The organism is Klenkia sp. AC732, assembly GCF_979256525.1.
The window spans coordinates 59,945-81,043 of the sequence record NZ_CEEDOS010000006.1; the positions used below are offsets into that span (position 1 = coordinate 59,945).

Consider the following 21,099-nt stretch of genomic DNA (forward strand, 5'->3'; position numbering starts at 1 on the left):
GGAACCGGTGTCCACCACGAACCCCACCCCCGACGTGCCCACCGAGTCGGCTCCCGCCGGCGGGCTGCTGTCCCGCCTGCGCCGCTCCACCGGTGCCCCCGCCGATGCCGCCCGCGCCCGCAAGCGCTCCAAGCAGCGTCGGCGGATGACCAACGTCGCCGGCCTCATGGCCGCTCTGGTGCTGACCGGCGTGGGCTACTCCGCCGTCGCACCGGCCAACGCCGCCGACGACGCGGTCGCCAGCCAGTCCTCCGCCGAGGAGGCCGGTCAGGCCCTGTACGAGCGTTCCTGCATCACCTGCCACGGCAGCAACCTGCAGGGCGTCGACGACCGCGGCCCCTCCCTCATCGGGGTGGGCGAGGCCTCCGTCTACTTCCAGGTGCACACCGGCCGCATGCCGCTCGTCCGTCAGGAAGCCGACGCGGCCCGCAAGCCCGCTGTCTTCTCCGACGCGGAGATCGACCAGCTGATGGCCTACGTGCAGGCCAACGGCGGCGGTCCCACGCTGCCCTCGGGTGACCTGCGTGAGGGCGACGTCGCCGAGGGCGGCGAGCTGTTCCGGCTCAACTGCGCCTCCTGCCACAACTTCGTCGGCGAGGGCGGGGCGCTGTCCTCGGGCAAGGCCGCCCCCAGCCTCGAGGACGCGAACGACCTCGAGATCTACTCGGCGATGCTGTCCGGGCCGGAGAACATGCCGGTCTTCGGGGACAACCAGCTCACGCCCGAGGAGAAGCGCTCGATCATCGACTACGTGCAGACGCTCAAGGAGCAGGCCGACCCGGGTGGCCTGGGCATCGGCCGCGCCGGCCCGGTCGCCGAGGGCCTGGTCATCTGGCTCGTCGGCATCGGCGCCCTGCTGTTCGGGATCTTCTGGATGGGGACCAAGGCGTGAGCACCACCGACCACCGCAGCCCCGGCTCGCACGGCGGCGACGACACCCCCGGCCCGCTGCACGGCGGCCCGGACGACGACTACACCCCCCAGCAGCTCGCGGGGATGGACGCGGAAGAGCTCAACCGGCTCGGGGCGCGCTACGACGGCGTGGAGATCCTCCACGTCGACCCGCCGCCGGCCCCGGGCTCCGGCCTGGAGAAGCAGGCCGAGCGCCAGGTCTCCCTGGCCTTCGGCGCTGCCGGCCTGTTCGCGGTCCTCTTCGCGGTCGTGTACTTCGGCTCCGACTGGTTCCTGCCGAACTGGCAGTGGGCGTCCACCGACAACGGCTGGAGCGCGCTCTACACGCCGCTGCTGGGCCTGACGATGGGCGGCGCGCTGGTCTTCATCGGCGTGGGCCTGGTGCTCTTCGTCAAGAAGCTCCTCCCCCACGAGACGGCCGTGCAGGACAAGCACGACGGCTCGCAGTTCGACCGTTCGACCACGGCGGCGACTCTGATGGGTGGTCTGGACAAGACCGGCTTCCCCCGCCGCAAGATGATCGGGCGCAGCCTGGGCTTCGCCGGCGGCGCCATGGGCCTCATGCTCATCGCCCCGCTGGGCGGTCTGATCAAGAACCCGAACAAGGGCAACCCGCTGGGCACCACCCCGTGGGCCGAGGGCATCCGCCTGGTCCGCGACGACGGCACCCCGATCCGGCCCGGCGACCAGGAGCCCGGCTCCCTGGAGACGGTCTTCCCGGCCGTCGAGGGGGGCAACTTCGCCGCCGACGCCGCCACCATGCTGATCCGCCTGCGCCCCGAGCAGATGGCCGACCTGCAGCCCCGCGAGGGCCAGGCCGACTTCGGCTACGGCGACTACGTCGCCTACTCCAAGATCTGCACGCACGCCGGTTGCCCGGTGTCGCTGTACGAGCAGGAGACCAGCCGCATCCTCTGCCCGTGCCACCAGTCGCAGTTCGACGTCACGCAGGGCGCCAAGCCGGTCTTCGGTCCCGCGTCCCGCTCCCTGCCGGAACTGCCGATTACGCTGGATGACGAGGGGTACTTCGTCGCGCGGAGCGACTACATTGAAGCGGTCGGCCCCACCTACTGGAACCGAGAGCGGATCTGATGGCAACAACCGCGGTCGCGCCGGGACAACCCACCACGAAGATCGGCAAGGCAGCCAGCGAGATCGACGAGCGACTCATCGTCGCCGGTCCACTGCGCCGCACCCTCAACAAGGTCTTCCCCGACCACTGGTCCTTCCTGCTCGGGGAGATCGCCCTCTACTCCTTCGTCATCCTGCTGCTCTCGGGCACGTACCTGACGTTCTTCTTCGACGCCTCGATGGCGGAGACCGTCTACGAGGGCGCTTACGCCCCGCTGCGCGGCGTCGAGATGTCCCAGGCGTACGAGTCGACCCTGGCGCTGAGCTTCGACGTCCGGGGCGGTCTGCTGATCCGGCAGATCCACCACTGGGCGGCCCTGCTGTTCGTGGCCTCGATCGTCGTCCACCTGCTGCGCATCTTCTTCACCGGCGCGTTCCGCAAGCCGCGTGAGACGAACTGGATCATCGGTGTCGTCCTGCTGGTGCTGGCGCTGCTCATGGGCGTCACGGGCTACTCGATGCCCGACGACCTGCTGTCGGGCACCGGCCTGCGCATCATCTCGGCGATCCTGCTGTCCATCCCGGTCATCGGGACCTGGGCGCACTGGGCGGTCTTCGACGGTGACTACGTCGGCGACGCGATCATCGGACGCTTCTACATCGTCCACGTGCTGATCCTGCCGGCGATCATCCTGGCGCTGATCGCCGTCCACCTGCTCCTGCTGATCAAGCAGAAGCACACCCAGTTCCCCGGTCCCGGCCGGACCGAGCACAACGTGGTCGGCAACCGTCTCTTCCCGGCCTTCGCGGGCAAGGCGACGGCGCTGTTCTTCATCGTCTTCGGCCTGACCGCCGCCCTCGGTGGCCTCGTCCAGATCAACCCGATCTGGCTGTGGGGTCCGTACAACCCGGCGCAGGTGTCGGCCGGTTCGCAGCCGGACTGGTACATCGGCTTCCTGGACGGCTCGACGCGTCTGTTCCCGGCCTGGGACATCAACCTCCCCGGCGACTACACGATCCCGGCGCTGTTCTGGCCCACGGTCGTCGTCGCCGGTGCGATGTTCACCGTGCTGGCGCTCTACCCGAACATCGAGCGCAAGCTCACCAAGGACACCGCGTCGCACCACCTGCTGCAGCGTCCCCGCGACGTCCCGGTGCGCACCTCGGTCGGCGTCATGGCACTCACCTTCTACGGCGTGCTCATGATGTCCGGTGGCAACGACCTGATCGCCGACAAGTTCGACATCAGCCTCAACGCCATGACCTGGGTCGGGCGGATCGGGATGATCGTCCTGCCCCCGATCGCCTACATGGCGACCTACCGGATCTGCCTGGGTCTGCAGCGCCACGACCGTGAGGTCCTGGAGCACGGCATCGAGACCGGTGTCATCCGCCGGCTGCCCAGCGGTGAGTTCATCGAGGTGCACCAGCCCCTCGGCCCGGTCGACGAGCACGGCCACGGCCAGCTGACCTACGGCGGAGCTCCGGTGCCGAAGCGGATGAACCAGGTCGGCGGTGCGCGGCGGGCGGTCAAGGGCTTCTTCAAGCCCGTCGAGCGGATCTCCGACGTGCACATCGGCAGTCGCCAGGAGCAGCGTGGCCTGGAGGCCGCCGAGGCCGAGCGGCAGCAGCTCACCGGCTCGGGTCGTCCCTCCGAGGGCGGCCGCCCGTCCGACGGCGGTCGACCGCAGGACCCGCGCGACTGATCGAGCACGACCCGCACCACCAGCAGGGCCCCGACGGTCTGACCGTCGGGGCCCTGCTCGCGTCGGGGCCCAGCTCGCGTCCGGCCCGGCTCGCGTCGAGGCCCAGCTCGCGTACGGCCCTGCTCGGGTTGGACCTTGCTCGCACTGAGCCCCCTGCTCGCAACGGGCTGGCTCGCGTCGGGTCCTGCTCGCGTGAGGCTCGCACGCGTCGGGCCATGCCCACATCGGGCCTGGCTCGCGTCGCGCCCTGCTCACGTCGGGGGTCCCGGTCGCCTCGGGGTCCAGATCGCGTCATCGCCCTGGCCCATGCCGCGCCTCTGCTCACGCCCCGTGCGAGCTCACGCTCCAGCCTCTCGCCCGTGACCGGACTCCGCTCACACCACAGCCTCTGGGCGAGCCGCAGCTCCGCCTCACGCCTGCTCTGCTCACGCCGCTGCCGTTGCTCGCGCCCTCCCTCTGCCAGCACCGAGCCTGACCAGGCACGGCTGCCCTGTCCGCGGGGGCGCCGGCCCACCCCACGTCAGATCCCCCCACCGCCGTGGCCCTGTGGGCACGCAGCTGTGTTCCCGCCGTGGTCCTGCTCGCGCTGGCCGACTCACTCCCCCGCGATTCGACGCCACGTCGCGTCGGTCCGTGTCTGTCGAGCCCACACAGCCACCAGCGGCCGTCTCCGGTGGCCGACTGACCGTCCCCCCGGGCGATGCGGGCATCGACGTGCAAGGCGGGCGGGGGCACCACAGCGCCGTGCGCCCCTCGCGAGGTACCGGTCTGTCAGCCCTCAGGGAGCTGGTCGGCGCCACCAGAGGTGGACTGGCCAGGACTCGTGGCGTGCCTGGGACGCATTCCGCAGGCTGACTGCGTCCTCAGCACTCCCTGAGGACGCCCCGCCCAGAGGACGAGGGCGACGTCGACGGTCGGCGGTCGGGAGCCGCGGGGTCCAGGCCCGTCCAGTCGCTGAGGCGGTCCGTCAGGGCGCGGGGCTCCACGCACGGCGGTCCTCCATGGCCCGAGGGGCCCACCCCGTCCGTCTGCGGGCGCCCGTCCGGCCACCCGGCCCCGCCGCTCGCTGCTGTCACCCGACCGAGCGGCCGAGGACGGGGGCGAGGTCAGTCCGGGAACCGCTGACGTCCGTCGCATCGGGGCAGTGGGCCGAGCTCGGTGCAGCGTCCACCCGACGAGCGGCGCTGAGCAGGGCGAGGCGAGAGCCTGACGCAGCTCGTCCGGCGATCAGGCGCGATCAGCCTCGTCCACCCCGACGCTCGGAGGGGCCCCACAGATGCTGGCGACGCGTCCACGACCACCAACTGGCCCAGGAACGCACGAAGGCCCCTCCCACAGCGGGAGGGGCCTTCGGTAGAGCGCAGAGCTCGAGCTCAGCTGTGCGCGTTCTGCCCGGTGTAGTACTCGAAGAGCAAGCCACCGATGGTGATCAGCAGGAAGACCCCCGCCGTGACGATCAACCAGGGGTAGAAGAACGCCAGGGCCAGACCCATCAGCGCGGCCGAGAGGGCCAGGCCGAACGGCCAGTAGCTGCCCGGGGAGAAGAAGCCCAGCTCGCCGGCGCCGTCGGCGATCTCGGCGTCCTTGCGGTCCTCGGGGCGGGCGTCGATGCGCCGCGCCACGAACCAGAAGAAACCGCCGATGAGCCCCATGAGGCCGGCGGACAGGGCCAGCGCCGTGGTGCCGATCGGCTCACGCGACCACACGCCGTAGACGACGGCGGCCACGACGCAGAACGCGGCGATGACGTTGAAGATGAGCGCTTCGACCTTCACGGCCGGTCCTCCTGCTGGTGGGTCGTCACGTCAGTTGCCGGCAGCGTCGAGCTGCTGCTGCTCGCTGATGTTGAAGGGACGCGTCGTGGTGGCCGAGCCGGGCTGGCCGATGCTCTCCAGCGCGTCGAAGGTCGACAGACCGTCTTCCCGCGCGGCGAGGTAGGCGTCGTAGTCCTCGCCGGAGACGGCGCGGACCTCGAAGTTCATGTTCGCGTGGTAGGTCCCGCACAGTTCGGCGCAGCGGCCCACGAAGGCACCCTCCTCGCGGACGGTCACCTCGAAGACGTTGTCGCGCCCGTTCTCGTTGCCCGGGATGACGTCGAGCTTGAAGAGGAACTCCGGCACCCAGAACGAGTGGATGACGTCGGCGGAGGCGACCTCGAAGCGGACGGTCTGGTCGGTCGGGACCACCAGGATCGGGATCTCGGTGCTCGACCCGACGGTGCTCACCGGCGTCCCGCCGTTGGAGTCGGTCGTCTCGGGGTAGACGAACTGCCAGTTCCACTTGAACGCGTTGACCGCGATGGTCACGTCCGGGTTGTCACTGCGCTCCTGGACCCGGTTCTGCACGACCACGGTGTAGAAGAAGAGCACCGCGATGATGACGAACGGGATGATCGTGTAGACGATCTCCAGCGGCAGGTTGTAGGCGGTCTGCTTGGGCAGTTCCTCGCCACGCTTCTTGTGCCGCACGACCGACCAGAAGATCAGCGCCCACACGGCGATGCCGACGACCAGGGCCGCGATGACCGACCCGGTCCACAGCTGCCGCATGTCCTGCGCCTGGTCCGTGATGCCCTCAGGCCACCCGAACCGCCAGAACTCGTTGTTCAGGTCGCACCCCGTGAGGGTGAGCACGGCCAGGACGCCGAGCGCGGCGACCCGCGCGAGCTTGCTCCGTCGAGCCACTGCCCGCTGCCTCCTTGTTCCTCCGCACGACGTGTGTCGCGCGGTCTGGCTCGTGGGTGCCCTCTCGGTGTCCCGACAGGTCCTGCCCACTCCGACCACAGTCTGGTTGGAGCGTAGCCGAGTGCACCGACGCGGCGACCCCTGGCCGGGTGGCCGGGGCACCGGGTGTCGGGACCACCCGCGGCCCGGCCGAGGAGACCCAGACGGGGTGCGACGGGGCTCACCACCGCGGCACCGGGGACGGGGCAGCCCACCGCGGTCGGGCGACCGCGCACACGACACGGCCGCTCCCCCACCGGCCCGTCCCGCGGGTGTGACGTCGGTCGGCCCTGCCGCCGCGCCCCACCCGGCGGTTACAGTCGAGGGGTGCTCCCCCGGCTGCTGACCCCCAGGTGGGTGCTGCTCCACCTGCTGGTGGCGGCCCTCTTCGTGGCCACGTTCTTCCTCGGTTACTGGCAGTTGACCAAGGCCGAGGACGGCGGCGGCGCCGTCAACTGGAGCTACGCGCTGCAGTGGCCGCTCTACGGCTTCATGGGCCTGTGGTTCTACTCCAAGATGGTCCGGGACGAGCTGGCCCGGGACCCCGACGCCGACGAGCCCGGCCACGAGGTCGTGCTTTACCAGCGTCCGCGGATCGACACCACGGGCGACCCGGAGATGGCCGCCTACAACGCCTACCTGGCCGAGCTCAACGAGAAGGCACTGCGAGGCCGAGATGTCCGCTGAGACCACCGCCCCCCGCGCGCCCCGCCGGGACGAGGCGAAGATCCCCGGCAGCCTGCGGCGCTACTCGGTCATGGCCTACGTGGTCGGCGTGATGCTGGCGGTCCTGGTCTTCGTGGGCGTGCCGCTGAACTACGGGTTCGGCGTCCCGGAGGTCTCCGCTGTGGTCTCCCCGATCCACGGCTTCCTCTTCATCGTCTACCTCGTCGCCGCCTTCGATCTCGCCCTCAAGGCCAGGTTCACCGGCAAGGGCACCGCTCTGGTCCTGCTGGCCGGCGTCGTCCCCCTGCTGTCCTTCTGGGTCGAGCGCCGCGTCAGCCGCCGCGTGCGCGCGGGCCTGCCCGTCTGATCCCGCACCAACCGCTCGTCCCGTCCGGGGCCGAGCCGCCGACACCCCCGGAGACCTGCGCCTGATGTGTGGCCTGCTGGCCTACCTGTCCACCGACGCCGAGCGGGTCGACGACCCCCGGGTGAGCGGGGTGCAGCACGCGCTGCACTGCCTGCACCACCGCGGCCCCGACGACACAGCGGTGTGGTCGGACGGCAACGTCGTCCTCGGGTTCAACCGGCTGTCGATCATCGACGTCGACGGGAGCCCGCAGCCGCTGCCCTACGCCGGTGGCCGCTACCGGATCCTGTTCAACGGCGAGATCTACAACTACCTGGAGTTGCGGGCCGAGCTCGCGGAGCTGGGGGCGGAGTTCGCCACCGAGGGCGACACCGAGGCGATCGTGGCCGGCTTCCACCACTGGGGTCCCGACGTCGTCACCCGGTTGCGCGGGATGTTCGCCTTCGTCATCTGGGACACCGAGACCCGGACGGCGTTCGGCGCCCGGGACCACTTCGGCATCAAGCCGCTGTTCACCGCCCGTCTCGCCGACGGCGGACTGGTCTTCAGCAGCGAGAAGAAGGCCGTGCTCGAGCTGCTGGGCGGGTCCGAGGCCGCCGGCGGCGTGGACCCGGCGTCGCTGCAGCACTACCTGACGCTGCAGTACGTGCCCGAGCCCGCGACCCTGCACCGCGGCATCCGCCGGATCGAGAGCGGGACCCGGTTCACCGTCGCCGGCGGCGAGCTCACCACCGAGCGCTGGTTCCACCCCACGTTCACCCCGCAGCCGGTGCCCGCCGGCCGGGAGCAACAGCTCTACGACCGGATCGCCGCAGCACTGGACGAGTCCGTCGCCAAGCACATGCGCGCCGACGTCACCGTCGGGTCCTTCCTGTCCAGCGGCATCGACTCCACGGCGATCGCCGCCCTGGCGCACCGGTACAACCCGGACCTGATGACCTTCACCGTCGGCTTCGAGCGGGAGTCGACCTCCGAGGTGGACATCGCGGCGCAGTCGGCCGCGGAGCTGGGTGTCGCCCACGTCCCCGTCGTCATCACCGCCGAGCAGTTCGCCGCCGCCATCCCCGAGGTCGTCTGGTACCTCGACGACCCGGTCGCCGACCCGGCGCTCGTGCCGCTGTACTTCGTGGCCCGCGAGGCCCGCAAGCACGTCAAGGTGGTGCTCTCCGGGGAGGGCGCCGACGAGCTCTTCGGCGGCTACACGATCTACCGCGAACCGATCAGCCTGGCCTGGGCCCAGCGCGTGCCCGCCGTCGGCAAGAGGGTGATGGCCGCACTGTCGAGCCGCCTGCCCGACGGCGTGCGCGGCAAGGACCTGCTCCGCCGGGCCTCGATCCCGTTGGAGGAGCGCTACTACGGCAACGCGCGCAACTTCTCCGGCGCCGAGCTCGCGGCCCTGCTGCGCGGGCACGACGCCGACGTCTCGCACGTCCAGGTCACCGAGGACCTCTACCGACAGGCCCGCACCGCCGGCTACGACGACGTGACCGCGATGCAGTACGTCGACCTGTTCACCTGGCTGCGCGGGGACATCCTGGTCAAGGCCGACAAGATGACGATGGCCAACTCCCTGGAGCTGCGGGTCCCGTTCCTGGACGCCGAGGTGTTCGAGGTGGCCCGCACCATCCCGCTGGACCAGCGGGTCCCCCGCGGCGGCGACGCGACCAAGTACGCGCTGCGCCGGGCGATGGAGCAGATCGTGCCGCCGGCCATCCTGCACCGCCGCAAGCTGGGCTTCCCGGTGCCGACGGCCGAGTTCCTCGCCGGCCCGCTGCACGAGTGGGCCCACCAGGTGATCGCGGACAGCCAGACCGACGAGTGGCTGGACCGCGCCAGGGTCGCGGCCATGCTCACCTCGCTGAGGACGGCGGAGGTCCCGAGCAAGCGGATCGCCCGTCAGTTGTGGGAGGTGCTCGTCTTCATGGTCTGGCACGGCATCTTCGTCGAGGAGCGGATCGTGGTCGACGTCCCGGAGACGGTGTACCCGGTCCGCCTGTAGGCAGCCCGGACAGACGACGAGGCCCGGTCCCCCCACGTGGGGAGACCGGGCCTCGTCGGTCGTTCAGGCGATCAGGAGAACGAGTCCCCGCAGGCGCAGGAGCTGCCCGCGTTCGGGTTGTCGATCGTGAAGCCCTGCTTCTCGATGGTGTCGACGAAGTCGATCGTCGCGCCGCCGAGGTACGGGCCGCTCATCCTGTCCACGATGACCTCGACGCCACCGAACTCGTGGGTCTGGTCGCCGTCGAGGTAGCGCTCGTCGAAGAAGAGCTGGTACCGCAGGCCCGAGCAGCCACCGGGCTGGACGGCGATGCGCAGGCGCAGGTCGTCCCGACCCTCCTGGTCCAGCAGCGTCTTGACCTTGAGGGCGGCGGTGTCGCTGAGGAGCACGCCGGTGGCGGCGGGGGCCGCGGGGGCCGTCGTGTCGACAGTGGTGTCCTGCACGGTCATGGTCTGTCCTCCCACATTCGAGGGTGTCCGGTACGCGGGTGTCGCAGCCGTTGCCACGACCAACACCGCCGTGGCGGAGCTACTTCCCACTGTACGGCGCGGAACGGGCCGGACCGTGTCAGCCGCGTCTCCTCGTGCACGGGGACACCCCCTGGGGGCACGTAGACTCCCCCACGTGAAGCTCCGCCTGCCCGGCCGCCGCCGCGACGAGACGACGTCGGACACCGCCACCGACCTGACCGCCCAGCAGCTGGCCGCGGTCGGCAAGGGCCGCCCCACGCCGCGCCGCGCCGAGGCACAGGGTCGGCGTCCGGGCCCGCCCCCGCCGCCGCCGACCACGCGCAAGGAGGCCTACAAGCGGCAGCGCGAGCAGCAGGCCGCCAACCGCGGGTCGGCCCGCGAGGCCGCCGCCCGAGGTGACGACAGCGCCCTCCCGGCCCGCGACCGGGGCCCGGAGAAGCGCCTGGTGCGCGACCTCGTCGACGCCCGCCGCAACGCCGGCAGCCTCTTCCTGATCGTCGCCGCCCTGGTGCTGGTGGGCTACTTCATCCCCAACGCCGCCGTGCAGCAGTACACGGTCTTCATCTGGTTCGCCTTCTTCCTGCTGATCATCGCCGACTCCGTCGTCCTGGGTCGCAAGATCAAGAAGAAGATCGCGGAGCGCTTCCCCGCCGTCACCAAGACGCGTGGGCTCATCTGGTACGGCGTCAGCCGAGCGACGATGATCCGCAAGTGGCGGTTCCCCAAGCCTCAGGTGGAGCTCGGCGCCGACGTGTAGACCGGCCGCGACCGGCCTAGGTTCGTGGCGTGGACACACGTCGCCTGGGCCGCTCCGGCCTGAACATCACCCAGCTCGCGTACGGCAACTGGCTCACCCACGGCAGCCAGGTCGAGGAGGACGCGGCGCACGCCTGCGTGCACGCCGCCCTCGACGCCGGCATCACCACCTTCGACACCGCCGACGTCTACGCCGGCACCAAGGCCGAGTCCGTGCTCGGCCGCGCACTCAAGGGCCAACGCCGTGAGGGCCTCGAGGTCTTCACCAAGGTGTACTGGCCCACCGGGCCCGGTGCCAACGACCGCGGCCTCTCCCGCAAGCACGTCATCGAGAGCTGCCACGCCTCCCTCGACCGGCTGCAGACCGACCACATCGACCTCTACCAGGCGCACCGGTACGACTCCACGGTGCCGCTGGAGGAGACGATGACCGCCTTCGCCGACCTGGTGCGTGCGGGCAAGGTCCTCTACATCGGTGTCAGCGAGTGGCGCGCGGAGGAGATCGCCGCCGGTGCGGCGCTGGCCCGCGAGCTGGGCATCCAGCTGATCAGCAACCAACCGCAGTACTCGATGCTGTGGCGGGTCATCGAGAGCGAGGTCGTCCCGACGTCGGAGCAGGAGGGCCTCTCCCAGATCGTCTGGTCCCCGCTGGCCCAGGGGGTGCTGACCGGCAAGTACCTGCCCGGTCAGGCCCCGCCGGCAGACAGCCGCGGCGGCCACGAGCAGGCCGGGGCGTCGATGAAGGGCTACCTCACCGACGACATCCTGACCCGCGTGCAGCAGCTGCGGCCCATCGCCGACGAGCTCGGTCTGTCCATGGCCCAGTTCTCGTTGGCCTGGGTGCTGCAGAACCAGAACGTCGCGGCCGCGATCATCGGCGCGACACGTCCCGAGCAGGTGCACGACAACGTCAAGGCCGCCGGCGTCGAGCTGCCGGCCGAGGTCATGACCCGGATCGACGAGGTGCTCGGCGACGTCGTCGAGCGCGACCCGGCGAAGACCAGCCGCGGCTGACCGGGAGGCCTGGCCGCCGGCGGTCCGTCTCCGGACGGGTCAGCCGGCGGCCAGGCCCATCGGGCCGTAGACCACGGCGTCGCCGCGGAGCAGGCTCACCGTGGCGACGCCGCGCTCGAGCAGGTCGCGCCAGTGCTCGCCCAACCAGGACTCCGCCTCGGCCTGGGCGTCCTCCACGGGGACGACGACCCCCACCGCCGCAGGGTCCAGGGTCTCCCCCGCTGGGTCGTGCAGCCGCCAGGTCCAGGACGAGGGCGAGGTCATGCCGGGGAGCGTAGTGACTGCCCGACCGCCCGGCCCGCCGCGCACGGGCGCGCAGGCGGCGCGCCCGACCGGGGGTTGCACCTGGCCTGCAACGGGCATGGGACGGACTCGTCTGCATCCCACGCCCCGAACCACCGTGCCCCACCACCGTGCCCCGGAGGAACCATGAGCCAGCCCCCCGCGGCTGACGGCGCACACCGCGCCTCCACCCCGCCCCTCGACCCCGCCAAGGCCTCCACCGGCCAGTTGATCGGCGAGCTCCCCGAGCTGGTCACCCGCCTCGTCCGCGACGAGGTCCGCCTCGCGCAGGCGGAGGTCAAGGGCAAGGCCAAGAAGCTCGGCGTCGGTGCCGGGCTCTTCGGCGGCTCCGGACTGGTCGCCCTGCTGGCCCTCAACGCGCTGATCACAGCCGCCGTCCTCGGCCTGGCGAACGTGCTGCCCGGCTACCTGGCCGCGATCGTCATCGCCGTGGTCCTGCTGCTGATCGCCGGCGTGCTCGCGCTGATCGGCAAGAAGGACGTCGAGAAGGCGAAGCCGCCGCTGCCCACCGACACCCTCGAGAGCGTCAAGGCCGACGTCGCCGCCGTCAAGGAAGGTGCCGCCCGATGAGCGAGCCCACGTACCGCCCGCACGACGCCGACGGCCCCGGCGCGCCCGACGTCTCCGGCCCCACCGAGCCCGACGAGATCAAGGCCGACATCGAGGCGACCCGTGAGCAGCTCGCCGCGACCGTCGACGAGCTCAGCCACCGCCTGGACGTGCCCACCCGGGCGAAGGAGGGTGCCGCCCAGGCCAAGGACACCGCTGTGGAGACCTACCGGGAGAACCCGCCGGTGGTCATCGGTGTCGGGATCGCCCTGGTCGCCGGCATCGTCGCCCTCGTCGTCTGGCGGCGGAAGCGGTGAGCGCCGGTGCGAAGATGGCCTACCGGCCCATCGGGCTGCTGGGCAGCCTCGCCGCCGGTGCCGTGTCCAGCGCCGTCTTCGGGCAGGTGTGGAAGCGGGTCGCGAAGGAGGACGACGCCCCCAGCGCCATGCAGAGCGAGTACCCGATGAAGCAGGTGCTGCTCGCCGCGGCGATCCAGGGCGCGATCTTCGCCGTCACCAAGGCCGCGATCAACCGGGCGGGGGCGCGTGGCTTCACCAAGCTGACCGGCTCCTGGCCCGGCGACTGACCCGCTCCCGCACACACCACCCACCCGAGCAGCACCTCGAGGAGCCACACATGGTCGACACCGGACGGCCGGACAGCGCCGTGGACCGCATCCGTGAACGGGTGGCTGAGAAGGCCGCCCGTCGTGCCGCAGCCCGGGAGGCCGAGGACCGGGCCGGGACGCACGGCTCCTCCCCCGCCGCGACGGAGCCGCCCGAGGCGCGCGGTCAGGAGGCCCGGCTCCCGGGGGTGGACGCCGAAAAGCCCACCGAGATCCCGGCGCGTGGGTGGGTGCAGATCCTCAAGCGGGCGTGGGCGGAGAACAAGGCCGACAACATGCCGATCATCGGCGGCGGGGTCGCGTTCTTCGGCTTCCTGGCGATCTTCCCGACGCTGATCGCCGCCATCTCCCTCTACGGCCTGGTCGCGTCACCGGCCACGGTCCAGGAGCAGGTCGACGGCCTGAGGGGCACGGTCCCCGACGAGGTGCTGTCGATCATCCAGACGCAGTTGACCAGCGTCGCCGACGCCGGGAGCGGGGCGCTGTCGGTCAGCCTGGTCATCTCGATCCTGGCCGCCCTCTTCTCCGCCTCGGGCGGGGTGAACAACCTCATCACCGCGGTCAACCTGGCCTACGACGAGGTGGAGACACGCGGCGCGATCAAGCTGCGCGCCCTGGCGCTGCTGCTCACCTTCGGTGCGATCGTCTTCGTGCTGCTGACACTGACCCTGGTCGCCGTCACCCCGATCGTCCTCGACGCGCTCCCGTTGGGCATCGTCGGCACGATCCTGGCCCAGGTGCTCCGCTGGGTCCTGCTGCTCGGGCTGATGGCCGGCGCGCTGTCGGTCCTCTACCGCCTCGCCCCCGATCGGGACGCCCCGAAGTTCCGTTGGGTCAGCCTCGGGTCCGGCGTCGTGACGGTGGCCTGGGTGCTCGTCTCGGTGGTCTTCAGCTTCTACGTGAGCAACTTCGGCAACTACTCGGCCACCTACGGGGCCATCGCCGGCGTCGTCGTGCTGATGCTGTGGTTGCAGCTGACCTGCTTCCTGGTGCTGCTGGGCGCCGAGATCAACAGCGAGGCCGAGCACCAGACCGCGCAGGACACCACCGAGGGGCCGCCGGTCCCGATGGGCCAGCGCGACGCCACGATGGCCGACGAGCTCCCCGACCCGCCGACCCCGAGCAAGGCGCAGAAGACCAGCGCCTGACCCCGCGACGCGGACGGCCCGACCACCCTCGGTGGTCGGGCCGTCGTCGTCTCAGCGGACGTGGGACTCCACGAACGGCGGCTTCACGACCTCCACGGCCTGCGGGCGCCCCCGGACGTCGACCGCCAGCTCCTGGCCCGGCTCGGGCTGCGCCGCGGTGTCCAGCAGGGCCAGCGCGATCCCGGTGCGCAGGGACGGCGAGAAGGTCCCGCTGGTGACCTCCCCGACCCGGTCGCCGACGGCGTCCAGCACGGCCATGCCCGGCCGCGGGATGCCGCGGCCGGGTGCGCGCAGGCCCCACAGCTGCCGGTCCGGGCCAGCAGCACGCTCCGCGGTGAGTGCCTCACGACCCCAGAAGGCCTCCTTGCTCCAGCCCACCGCCCAGCCGGACCGGGCCTGCACCGGGGTGATCTCCACCGACAGCTCGTGGCCGTGCAGCGGGTAGCCCATCTCGGTGCGCAGCGTGTCCCGGGAACCCAGGCCGCAGGGCCTGATCTGCTCCAGCTCACCGGCGGCCAGCAGCGCGTCCCAGAGGTCCCCGGCGCGCTCGGCGGCCACCAGCAGCTCGTACCCGTGCTCACCGGTGTAACCGGTGCGGCAGACGGTCACCTCGGCCCCGTCGTGCCCCGGCGTCTCGGCGAAGGCCATGTAGTCCAGCGCGCCGGGGAGCCCGACCGCGGCCAGCACCTCCGCCGAGCGGGGGCCCTGCAGGGCGAGCACCGCGACCTCGGTGTGCCGGTCGGTGACGGTCACCCCCGCGGGGGCTGCGTCGGCGAGCCGGGCCAGCACCTCGGCGGCGTTGGCGGCGTTCGGGACCAGCAGCACGTCGTCGGGGCCGTGCAGGTAGACGATGAGGTCGTCGACCACCCCGCCGGCGTGCTCCTCGCCGTCAGGGCGGCAGCACAGCGTGTACTGCGCCTGCCCCGGCCCGATGCGCGACAGGTCGTTGGTGAGGCAGCTGTCGACGAAGGCCACCGCGCCCGGTCCGCGGACCGTGCCGGTGCCCAGGTGGGAGACGTCGAAGAGACCCACGCCCTCCCGGACGGCGGTGTGCTCGGCGATGACCCCGCCACCGGCGTACTCGATGGGCATCGACCACCCACCGAAGTCGGCGAGCTTGGCGCCGGCAGCCAGGTGGCGGTCGTGCAGGGGCGAGGTCAGCGGGGTCGGCAGGCTCACGGTCTGCAGACGCTAGCGCCCGCGGCCCGGCCGTCTCCTGTGCCGCCCTCACGACCTGCTCCTAGGATCGCCTGGTGCCGCCGACGATCTCCGCCACCGACCGCCCCCTCGAGAAGCTCTCCGCCGACGCCGTCGTCGTGGGGGTCGGCAGGGGCCCCGACGGGCTGCTGACCACCCCCGGTGCCGACGCGGTCGACCGGCTGCTGGGCGGGCGCCTGCTCGCCGCGCTGGCCGACCTGGGTGCCCGCGGTGGCGAGGACGAGGTCACCCGCCTGGCCACGTTCGGCCAGGGCCCGTTCCCGGTCGTCGCCGTGGCCGGTCTGGGCAGCCCGCTGCCAGAGGGCGGCTACCCCGCCGAGGCCGTGCGCCGGGCCTCCGGTGCCGCCAGCCGGGCGCTGACCGGGCGGGCCTCGGTCGTGACGCTGCTGGCCGCCGTGGGCGGGGCGCCGGACGCCGAGCGCCTGCACGCCGTGGGCGAGGGTGCCCTGCTGGGCGCCTACGAGTTCACCGCCTACAAGTCCTCCCTGCCCGCCGACCGACCGGCCCCGCCGACGTCGGTCGAGCTCGTCGTCCCCGACGCGGGCGAGGCCAGGGCGGCCCTGGCCCGGGTCCGCGCGGTCGCCGACGCCGTGGCGCTGACCCGCGACCTGGTCAACACCCCGCCCAACGACCTGTACCCGGCCGAGCTCGCCGCCCGCGGCGCTGCCGCCGGCAAGAAGGCCGGTCTGTCGGTGGAGGTGCTCGACGAGGCCGGGCTGACCGCCGGCGGTTACGGCGGCATCCTGGCCGTCGGCGGCGGGTCCACCCGTGGCCCGCGGCTGCTGCGTCTCACCTACCGCGGCAAGAAGGCCAGCCGCTCCATCGCCCTGGTCGGCAAGGGCATCACCTTCGACTCCGGCGGCATCTCGATCAAGCCGGCCGCGAAGATGGAGGACATGAAGAGCGACATGGCCGGCGCCGCCGCCGTGATCGCCACCGTGTGCCTGGTCGCCGAGCTCGGCCTGCCCGTGGACGTGACCGCGACCGTCCCGATCGCGGAGAACATGCCCTCGGGCTCGGCCTACCGACCCGCCGACGTGGTGACCTTCCGCAACGGCAAGAAGGCCGAGATCACCAACACCGACGCCGAGGGCCGGGTCGTGCTCGCCGACGCCATCGCCCGGGCCGCCGAGGATTCCCCCGACTTCCTCCTGGAGACCTCGACGCTGACCGGCGCGCAGACCGTCGCCCTGGGTGACCGGACCGCCGGGGTCATGGGCTCTGACGAGCTGCGTGACCTCGTCGTCGCCGCCAGTCTGCGCAGCGGGGAGCCCATGTGGGCCATGCCGCTGCCGCCCGAGCTGCGCCGCGGCCTGGACTCCCCGGTCGCCGACATGGTGAACGCCAACGCCGACCGCCTGGGCGGGATGCTCGTGGGCGGCCACTTCCTCGCCGAGTTCGTGCCCGCGGGCCTGCCGTGGGCGCACATCGACGTCGCCGGACCGGCCTACAACTCCCGCGCCCCCTGGGGCTACACGCCCAAGGGCGGGACCGGGGTCCCGGTCCGCACGCTGCTGGCCACGATCGAGGAGCTCATGCGCTCGTGAGCAGACGTCCCGCCCCGGCGACCGGGGCGGGACGGCTCACTGCAGCTTGCGCTTCTGCGCCGCACTCCAGTCCCGCATCCGCTGCGGGTAGCCGGTGATCTGCGCGTCGTACACCGGGACGGCGAGCTCCTTGGACAGCCGCCGGGCCACGTCGAGCCCGTCGATGCGACGACGCGTCCACTCCCCGTCGGCGGCGACCAGCAGGATGGTGGTCTCGGTGACCGCGGTCCTGGGCTCCACGTAGCCCTCGACCCCGCGCCGGGTGGCCACGAACTCCTCCAGGTGCGCCAGGTCGCCCTTGCCCGACGCCCGGTCCAGCGTGCCCGGGCGACCGCCGCGCGCACCGGCCGCGCCACCGCGGCCCCGACCCCGGAACCTGTCCAGCAGACCCATGTCCGGCTCCCTCCCTCCTCCGCCGGCACGGCGTCCGCAGTGCTGGCGAGGGTGACCGACACGGCACCCAGCGAGCCAACGGAGCAGCCCGGTCGCCCGTTCCCCGCTAGTGGCAGGATGGGGAGGCACAGGCCCCAGACCGGTCGCGGCGAGCACGACCTGCCCGCCGACCGGGACGTCAGCACCGAGGAGATCCCGTGAGCGCACCGACCCAGCCCGCCGACCTGGTCATCCTCGGTGGTGGATCGGGTGGCTACGCCGCCGCTCTGCGCGGCGCCGAGCTCGGCCTGTCCGTCGTCCTGATCGAGAAGGACAAGGTCGGCGGCACCTGCCTGCACCGCGGCTGCATCCCCACCAAGGCGCTGCTGCACGCCGCCGAGGTCGCCGACTCCGCCCGCGAGGGCGAGCAGTTCGGCGTCAAGACCTCGCTGGCCGGCATCGACATGGCCGGGGTCAACGACTACAAGGGCGGCGTCACCGCCAAGCTGTACAAGGGCCTGCAGGGCCTGATCAAGAGCCGCAAGATCACCTACGTGGAGGGCGAGGGCAAGCTCGTCTCCCCCACCGCCGTGGCCGTCGGTGACACCACCTACGAGGGCAAGCACGTCCTGCTCGCCACCGGCTCCTACGCCCGCAGCCTGCCCGGCATCGAGATCAACGGGACCTCGGTCATCACCAGCGACCAGGCCCTCGAGCTCGAGCGGGTGCCCAGCTCGGTGATCATCCTGGGTGGCGGCGTCATCGGCTGCGAGTTCGCCAGCGTCTGGAAGTCCTTCGGCGCCGACGTGACCATCATCGAGGGCCTGCCGCACCTGGTGCCGCTGGAGGACGAGTCCTCGTCCAAGCTGCTCGAGCGCGCCTACCGCCGTCGCAAGATCGACTTCTCCCTCGGCAGCCGGGTCTCCAAGGTCACGTCGACCGAGGACGGGGTCTCCGTCGAGCTGGAGAACGGCAAGTCCTTCGAGGCCGAGATCGTGCTCGTCGCGGTCGGCCGCGGGCCGGTCAGCCAGGGCCTGGGCTACGAGGAGGCCGGTCTCACGATGGAGCGTGGCTTCGTCATGGTCGACGAGTACATGCAGACCAACGTCCCGACGATCAGCGCGGTCGGGGACCTGGTGCCCACCCTGCAGCTGGCCCACGTGGGCTTCGGCGAGGGCATCCTGGTGGCCGAGCGGCTGGCGGGTCTCCCGGTCGTCCCGATCGACTACGCCGGCGTCCCCCGGGTCACCTACTCCGAGCCCGAGGTGGCCTCGGTCGGCCTCACCGAGGCCCAGGCCAAGGAGAAGCACGGTGAGGTCGAGGTGCTGACCTACGACCTGGGCGGCAACGGCAAGAGCCAGATCCTCAAGACCCAGGGTGCGGTGAAGCTGGTCCGCGCCAAGGACGGCCCGGTCGTCGGCGTGCACATGGTCGGCTCCCGCGTCGGTGAGCTCGTGGCCGAGGCCCAGCTCATCTACAACTGGGAGGCCCTGCCCGACGAGGTCGCCTCCCTCATCCACCCGCACCCGACGCAGAGCGAGGCTCTCGGCGAGGCGCACATGGCCTTGGCCGGCAAGCCGCTGCACTCGCACAGCTGACCCGCTCGACCACCCACCGCACGCCACCCAGCACCCCCCAGACCTGAGGAGAACTGCACTCGATGCCGACGTCCGTCACCATGCCCGCCCTGGGCGAGAGCGTCACCGAGGGCACCGTCACCCGCTGGCTCAAGCAGGAGGGTGACACCGTCGAGGTCGACGAGCCCCTCCTCGAGGTCTCGACCGACAAGGTCGACACCGAGATCCCCTCGCCGGCAGCCGGTGTGCTGACCAAGATCATCGTCGCCGAGGACGAGACGGTGGACGTCGGTGCCGAGCTCGCCGTCATCGGCGGCGAGGGCGAGGGCGGTGGCGAGTCCGCCCCGGCCGAGGCGCCCGCGCAGGCCGAGGCCCCCGCCCAGGAGCCGACCCCCGAGCCCGAGCCGACCCCGGAGCCGGAGGCTGCCCCCGCGCCCTCCGCGGGCTCCTCCGACGACGGCGGCGAGGGCACCCCGGTGACCATGCCGGCGCTCGGCGAGTCCGTCACCGAGGGCACCGTCACCCGCTGGCTCAAGGCCGAGGGCGACACCGTCGAGGTCGACGAGCCGCTGCTGGAGGTCTCGACCGACAAGGTCGACACCGAGATCCCCTCCCCGGTCGCGGGGACGCTCACCAAGATCCTCGTGGGCGAGGACGAGACCGTCGACGTCGGCGCCCAGCTGGCCGTCATCGGCGGCGGCTCCGGTGGCCAGTCGGCACCGGCCGAGTCGGCCCCGGCCGCTCCGGCCCAGGAGCAGACCCCCGACGAGGCCCCCGAGCCCGAGCAGGCCTCCGGCGCCCAGGCCCAGCCGACCCCGGTCGAGGCCGAGCCCGCCAGCTCGACCCCGGGCGCCGACTACGGCTCCAGCGGCTCGCTGCCGGCTGGGTCCCCGACGTCCCAGCCGGCCCCGCAGGTCGCCCCCACCGCCAAGCCCGCGGCGGCCCCGGCTGCGCCCAGCGGTGACGGCGGGGGTGCCTACGTGACGCCCCTGGTGCGCCGCCTGGCTGCCGAGCACGGTGTCGACCTGTCGACGCTGTCGGGCACCGGTGTCGGTGGCCGCATCCGCAAGCAGGACGTGCTCGCGGCCGCCGAGTCCGCCTCCCCCGCCGCGGAGGCCCCGGCCGCCGCTGCTGCGGCCACTCCGGCAGCCGCCGCGCCGGCCAAGGCCGCTCCTGCGCCGAAGCCGGACTCGGCCCTGCGCGGGCGCACCGAGAAGATGTCGCGGCTGCGCAGCGTGATCGCCAAGCGGATGGTCGAGTCGCTGCAGGTCAGCGCCCAGCTGACCACCGTGGTCGAGGTCGACGTCACCCGGATCGCGAACCTCCGCACCCAGGTGAAGAACGACTTCGCCGCCCGCGAGGGCGTCAAGCTGTCGTTCCTGCCCTTCTTCGCCAAGGCCGCGGTCGAGGCACTGAAGGCGCACCCGACGGTGAACTCCTCGCTGGACATGGAGGCCGGCACGGTCACCTACCACGACGCCGAGAACCTGGGCATCGCGGTGGACACCGAGCGCGGCCTGCTGGTGCCGGTCATCCAGGGTGCCGGCGACCTGAGCATCGCCGGGATCGCCCGCAAGATCGCCGACCTGGCCGAGCGCACCCGGACCAACAAGGTCACCCCGGACGAGCTGGGCGGCGGCACCTTCACGCTGACCAACACCGGCAGCCGCGGTGCCCTGTTCGACACACCGATCATCAACCAGCCCCAGGTCGCCATCCTGGGCACCGGTTCGGTCGTGAAGCGTCCGGTCGTCGTGCAGGACGCCGAGCTGGGCGAGGTCGTGGCGGTCCGCTCGATGGTCTACCTGGCCCTGTCCTACGACCACCGGATCGTCGACGGCGCCGACGCCGCCCGCTTCCTCACCACGGTGAAGGAGCGGCTGGAGGCCGGCCAGTTCCACGGAGAGCTCGGCCTCAGCTGAGCTGACACACCGCTCCACCACCTCGGGCCCCGGCGATCGCCGGGGCCCGAGGTGTCGGTGGGGCCGGACCCGGGCACCGCACGGCTGACCGCCCGGACCGACCCGCCCTCTCCTGTCCGTACGACCCGCACGCACGACCGACCCGGAGGTCATC

At 72.0% G+C, this 21,099-nt stretch carries 21 protein-coding genes; 15 read left to right on the forward strand and 6 right to left on the reverse strand.

From position 1 onward, the window contains the following. The first annotated feature begins 7 nt into the window (after positions 1-7). From qcrC to qcrB, 3 genes are read left to right on the forward strand one after another with little or no spacing between them, the layout of a single operon-like run. Positions 8-892 (forward strand): cytochrome bc1 complex diheme cytochrome c subunit, encoded by an 885-nt coding sequence (gene qcrC / locus AC0IVP_RS04220; RefSeq protein ID WP_235564882.1) that lies wholly within the window; start codon positions 8-10, stop codon positions 890-892. Beyond that, a complete protein-coding gene (gene qcrA / locus AC0IVP_RS04225; RefSeq protein ID WP_056298000.1) occupies positions 889-2,004 on the forward strand; it encodes a cytochrome bc1 complex Rieske iron-sulfur subunit in 1,116 nt (371 codons plus the stop codon). The genes qcrC and qcrA overlap by 4 nt, the downstream gene beginning before the upstream one ends. After that, the gene (gene qcrB, locus AC0IVP_RS04230) at positions 2,004-3,689 is read left to right on the forward strand and encodes a cytochrome bc1 complex cytochrome b subunit (RefSeq protein WP_056297997.1); all 1,686 of its coding nucleotides are present in this window, start codon (positions 2,004-2,006) and stop codon (positions 3,687-3,689) included. Before qcrA ends, qcrB begins: the two co-directional genes overlap by 1 nt. 1,373 nt (positions 3,690-5,062) lie before the next feature. Here qcrB and AC0IVP_RS04235 read toward each other — a convergent pair. Together AC0IVP_RS04235 and ctaC are read right to left on the reverse strand one after the other, a co-directional pair. After that, a complete protein-coding gene (locus tag AC0IVP_RS04235; RefSeq protein WP_056297994.1) occupies positions 5,063-5,464 on the reverse strand; it encodes a cytochrome c oxidase subunit 4 in 402 nt (133 codons plus the stop codon). A 30-nt stretch (positions 5,465-5,494) separates the two neighbouring features. Further along, entirely contained in the window at positions 5,495-6,373 is an 879-nt protein-coding gene (gene ctaC, locus AC0IVP_RS04240) for an aa3-type cytochrome oxidase subunit II (RefSeq protein ID WP_082557053.1), read from the reverse strand. Positions 6,374-6,739: 366 nt separating this feature from the next. On the opposite strand from ctaC, the gene AC0IVP_RS04245 reads away from it, so the two are divergent. From AC0IVP_RS04245 to asnB, 3 genes are all read left to right on the forward strand, one after another. Then, positions 6,740-7,099 (forward strand): hypothetical protein, encoded by a 360-nt coding sequence (locus tag AC0IVP_RS04245; protein WP_056297990.1) that lies wholly within the window; start codon positions 6,740-6,742, stop codon positions 7,097-7,099. After that, positions 7,089-7,445: a DUF3817 domain-containing protein gene (locus AC0IVP_RS04250; protein ID WP_056297987.1), complete on the forward strand. Its 357-nt coding sequence runs from the start codon at positions 7,089-7,091 to the stop codon at positions 7,443-7,445. The genes AC0IVP_RS04245 and AC0IVP_RS04250 overlap by 11 nt, the downstream gene beginning before the upstream one ends. Positions 7,446-7,509: 64 nt before the next feature. Next, positions 7,510-9,444 (forward strand): asparagine synthase (glutamine-hydrolyzing), encoded by a 1,935-nt coding sequence (gene asnB / locus AC0IVP_RS04255; protein ID WP_471754800.1) that lies wholly within the window; start codon positions 7,510-7,512, stop codon positions 9,442-9,444. A 71-nt stretch (positions 9,445-9,515) separates the two neighbouring features. Here the strand turns inward: asnB and AC0IVP_RS04260 are convergent, their stop codons facing one another. Then, positions 9,516-9,893 carry a HesB/IscA family protein gene (locus AC0IVP_RS04260; RefSeq protein ID WP_056297980.1) on the reverse strand — a complete coding sequence of 126 codons (378 nt, stop codon included), beginning with the start codon at positions 9,891-9,893 and terminating at the stop codon, positions 9,516-9,518. Between the two features lie 175 nt (positions 9,894-10,068). On the opposite strand from AC0IVP_RS04260, the gene AC0IVP_RS04265 reads away from it, so the two are divergent. Beyond that, a complete protein-coding gene (locus AC0IVP_RS04265) occupies positions 10,069-10,671 on the forward strand; it encodes a DUF3043 domain-containing protein (RefSeq protein ID WP_471754802.1) in 603 nt (200 codons plus the stop codon). A gap of 29 nt (positions 10,672-10,700) precedes the next feature. Continuing rightward, the gene (locus AC0IVP_RS04270) at positions 10,701-11,684 is read left to right on the forward strand and encodes an aldo/keto reductase family protein (RefSeq protein ID WP_471754804.1); all 984 of its coding nucleotides are present in this window, start codon (positions 10,701-10,703) and stop codon (positions 11,682-11,684) included. 39 nt (positions 11,685-11,723) lie between these two features. On the opposite strand, the gene AC0IVP_RS04275 is transcribed toward AC0IVP_RS04270, so the two are convergent. Further along, complete coding sequence (locus tag AC0IVP_RS04275) at positions 11,724-11,948, reverse strand: hypothetical protein (RefSeq protein WP_056297971.1); 225 nt, start codon at positions 11,946-11,948, stop codon at positions 11,724-11,726. A 165-nt stretch (positions 11,949-12,113) separates the two neighbouring features. On the opposite strand from AC0IVP_RS04275, the gene AC0IVP_RS04280 reads away from it, so the two are divergent. Genes AC0IVP_RS04280 through AC0IVP_RS04295 form a run of 4 tightly spaced genes read left to right on the forward strand, consistent with a single transcriptional unit; the run spans position 12,114 to position 14,309 of the window. Beyond that, a complete protein-coding gene (locus tag AC0IVP_RS04280) occupies positions 12,114-12,557 on the forward strand; it encodes a phage holin family protein (protein WP_471754806.1) in 444 nt (147 codons plus the stop codon). Beyond that, positions 12,554-12,853 (forward strand): DUF3618 domain-containing protein, encoded by a 300-nt coding sequence (locus tag AC0IVP_RS04285; RefSeq protein WP_056297966.1) that lies wholly within the window; start codon positions 12,554-12,556, stop codon positions 12,851-12,853. The genes AC0IVP_RS04280 and AC0IVP_RS04285 overlap by 4 nt, the downstream gene beginning before the upstream one ends. After that, a complete protein-coding gene (locus AC0IVP_RS04290) occupies positions 12,850-13,122 on the forward strand; it encodes a DUF4235 domain-containing protein (protein WP_200939041.1) in 273 nt (90 codons plus the stop codon). The genes AC0IVP_RS04285 and AC0IVP_RS04290 overlap by 4 nt, the downstream gene beginning before the upstream one ends. Positions 13,123-13,172: 50 nt before the next feature. Next, on the forward strand, positions 13,173-14,309 hold the full coding sequence (locus AC0IVP_RS04295; protein WP_471754808.1) for a YihY/virulence factor BrkB family protein: 1,137 nt from the start codon (positions 13,173-13,175) through the stop codon (positions 14,307-14,309). Between the two features lie 51 nt (positions 14,310-14,360). On the opposite strand, the gene gcvT is transcribed toward AC0IVP_RS04295, so the two are convergent. Further along, the gene (gcvT, locus tag AC0IVP_RS04300) at positions 14,361-15,488 is read right to left on the reverse strand and encodes a glycine cleavage system aminomethyltransferase GcvT (RefSeq protein WP_471754810.1); all 1,128 of its coding nucleotides are present in this window, start codon (positions 15,486-15,488) and stop codon (positions 14,361-14,363) included. Between the two features lie 74 nt (positions 15,489-15,562). On the opposite strand from gcvT, the gene AC0IVP_RS04305 reads away from it, so the two are divergent. Then, positions 15,563-17,074 carry a leucyl aminopeptidase gene (locus tag AC0IVP_RS04305; protein WP_471754812.1) on the forward strand — a complete coding sequence of 504 codons (1,512 nt, stop codon included), beginning with the start codon at positions 15,563-15,565 and terminating at the stop codon, positions 17,072-17,074. 36 nt (positions 17,075-17,110) lie between these two features. On the opposite strand, the gene AC0IVP_RS04310 is transcribed toward AC0IVP_RS04305, so the two are convergent. Then, positions 17,111-17,467 carry an oxidoreductase gene (locus AC0IVP_RS04310; RefSeq protein ID WP_471754814.1) on the reverse strand — a complete coding sequence of 119 codons (357 nt, stop codon included), beginning with the start codon at positions 17,465-17,467 and terminating at the stop codon, positions 17,111-17,113. A gap of 197 nt (positions 17,468-17,664) precedes the next feature. Here AC0IVP_RS04310 and lpdA point away from each other — a divergent pair, with 197 nt between their 5' ends. Then, positions 17,665-19,044 (forward strand): dihydrolipoyl dehydrogenase, encoded by a 1,380-nt coding sequence (gene lpdA, locus AC0IVP_RS04315; RefSeq protein ID WP_471754816.1) that lies wholly within the window; start codon positions 17,665-17,667, stop codon positions 19,042-19,044. 62 nt (positions 19,045-19,106) lie between these two features. Further along, entirely contained in the window at positions 19,107-20,945 is a 1,839-nt protein-coding gene (gene sucB / locus AC0IVP_RS04320; RefSeq protein WP_056297955.1) for a 2-oxoglutarate dehydrogenase, E2 component, dihydrolipoamide succinyltransferase, read from the forward strand. Positions 20,946-21,099: the final 154 nt, after the last annotated feature.

Excerpts from the sequence above, each read along its gene's own strand:
- qcrB (WP_056297997.1), top strand. The coding sequence starts at position 2,004 with ATGGCAACAACCGCGGTCGCGCCGGGACAACCCACCACGAAGATCGGC.
- AC0IVP_RS04250 (WP_056297987.1), top strand. The coding sequence starts at position 7,089 with ATGTCCGCTGAGACCACCGCCCCCCGCGCGCCCCGCCGGGACGAGGCG.
- asnB (WP_471754800.1), top strand. The coding sequence starts at position 7,510 with ATGTGTGGCCTGCTGGCCTACCTGTCCACCGACGCCGAGCGGGTCGAC.
- AC0IVP_RS04260 (WP_056297980.1), bottom strand. The coding sequence starts at position 9,893 with ATGACCGTGCAGGACACCACTGTCGACACGACGGCCCCCGCGGCCCCC.
- AC0IVP_RS04275 (WP_056297971.1), bottom strand. The coding sequence starts at position 11,948 with ATGACCTCGCCCTCGTCCTGGACCTGGCGGCTGCACGACCCAGCGGGG.
- AC0IVP_RS04280 (WP_471754806.1), top strand. The coding sequence starts at position 12,114 with ATGAGCCAGCCCCCCGCGGCTGACGGCGCACACCGCGCCTCCACCCCG.
- AC0IVP_RS04285 (WP_056297966.1), top strand. The coding sequence starts at position 12,554 with ATGAGCGAGCCCACGTACCGCCCGCACGACGCCGACGGCCCCGGCGCG.
- AC0IVP_RS04295 (WP_471754808.1), top strand. The coding sequence starts at position 13,173 with ATGGTCGACACCGGACGGCCGGACAGCGCCGTGGACCGCATCCGTGAA.
- AC0IVP_RS04310 (WP_471754814.1), bottom strand. The coding sequence starts at position 17,467 with ATGGGTCTGCTGGACAGGTTCCGGGGTCGGGGCCGCGGTGGCGCGGCC.
- sucB (WP_056297955.1), top strand. The coding sequence starts at position 19,107 with ATGCCGACGTCCGTCACCATGCCCGCCCTGGGCGAGAGCGTCACCGAG.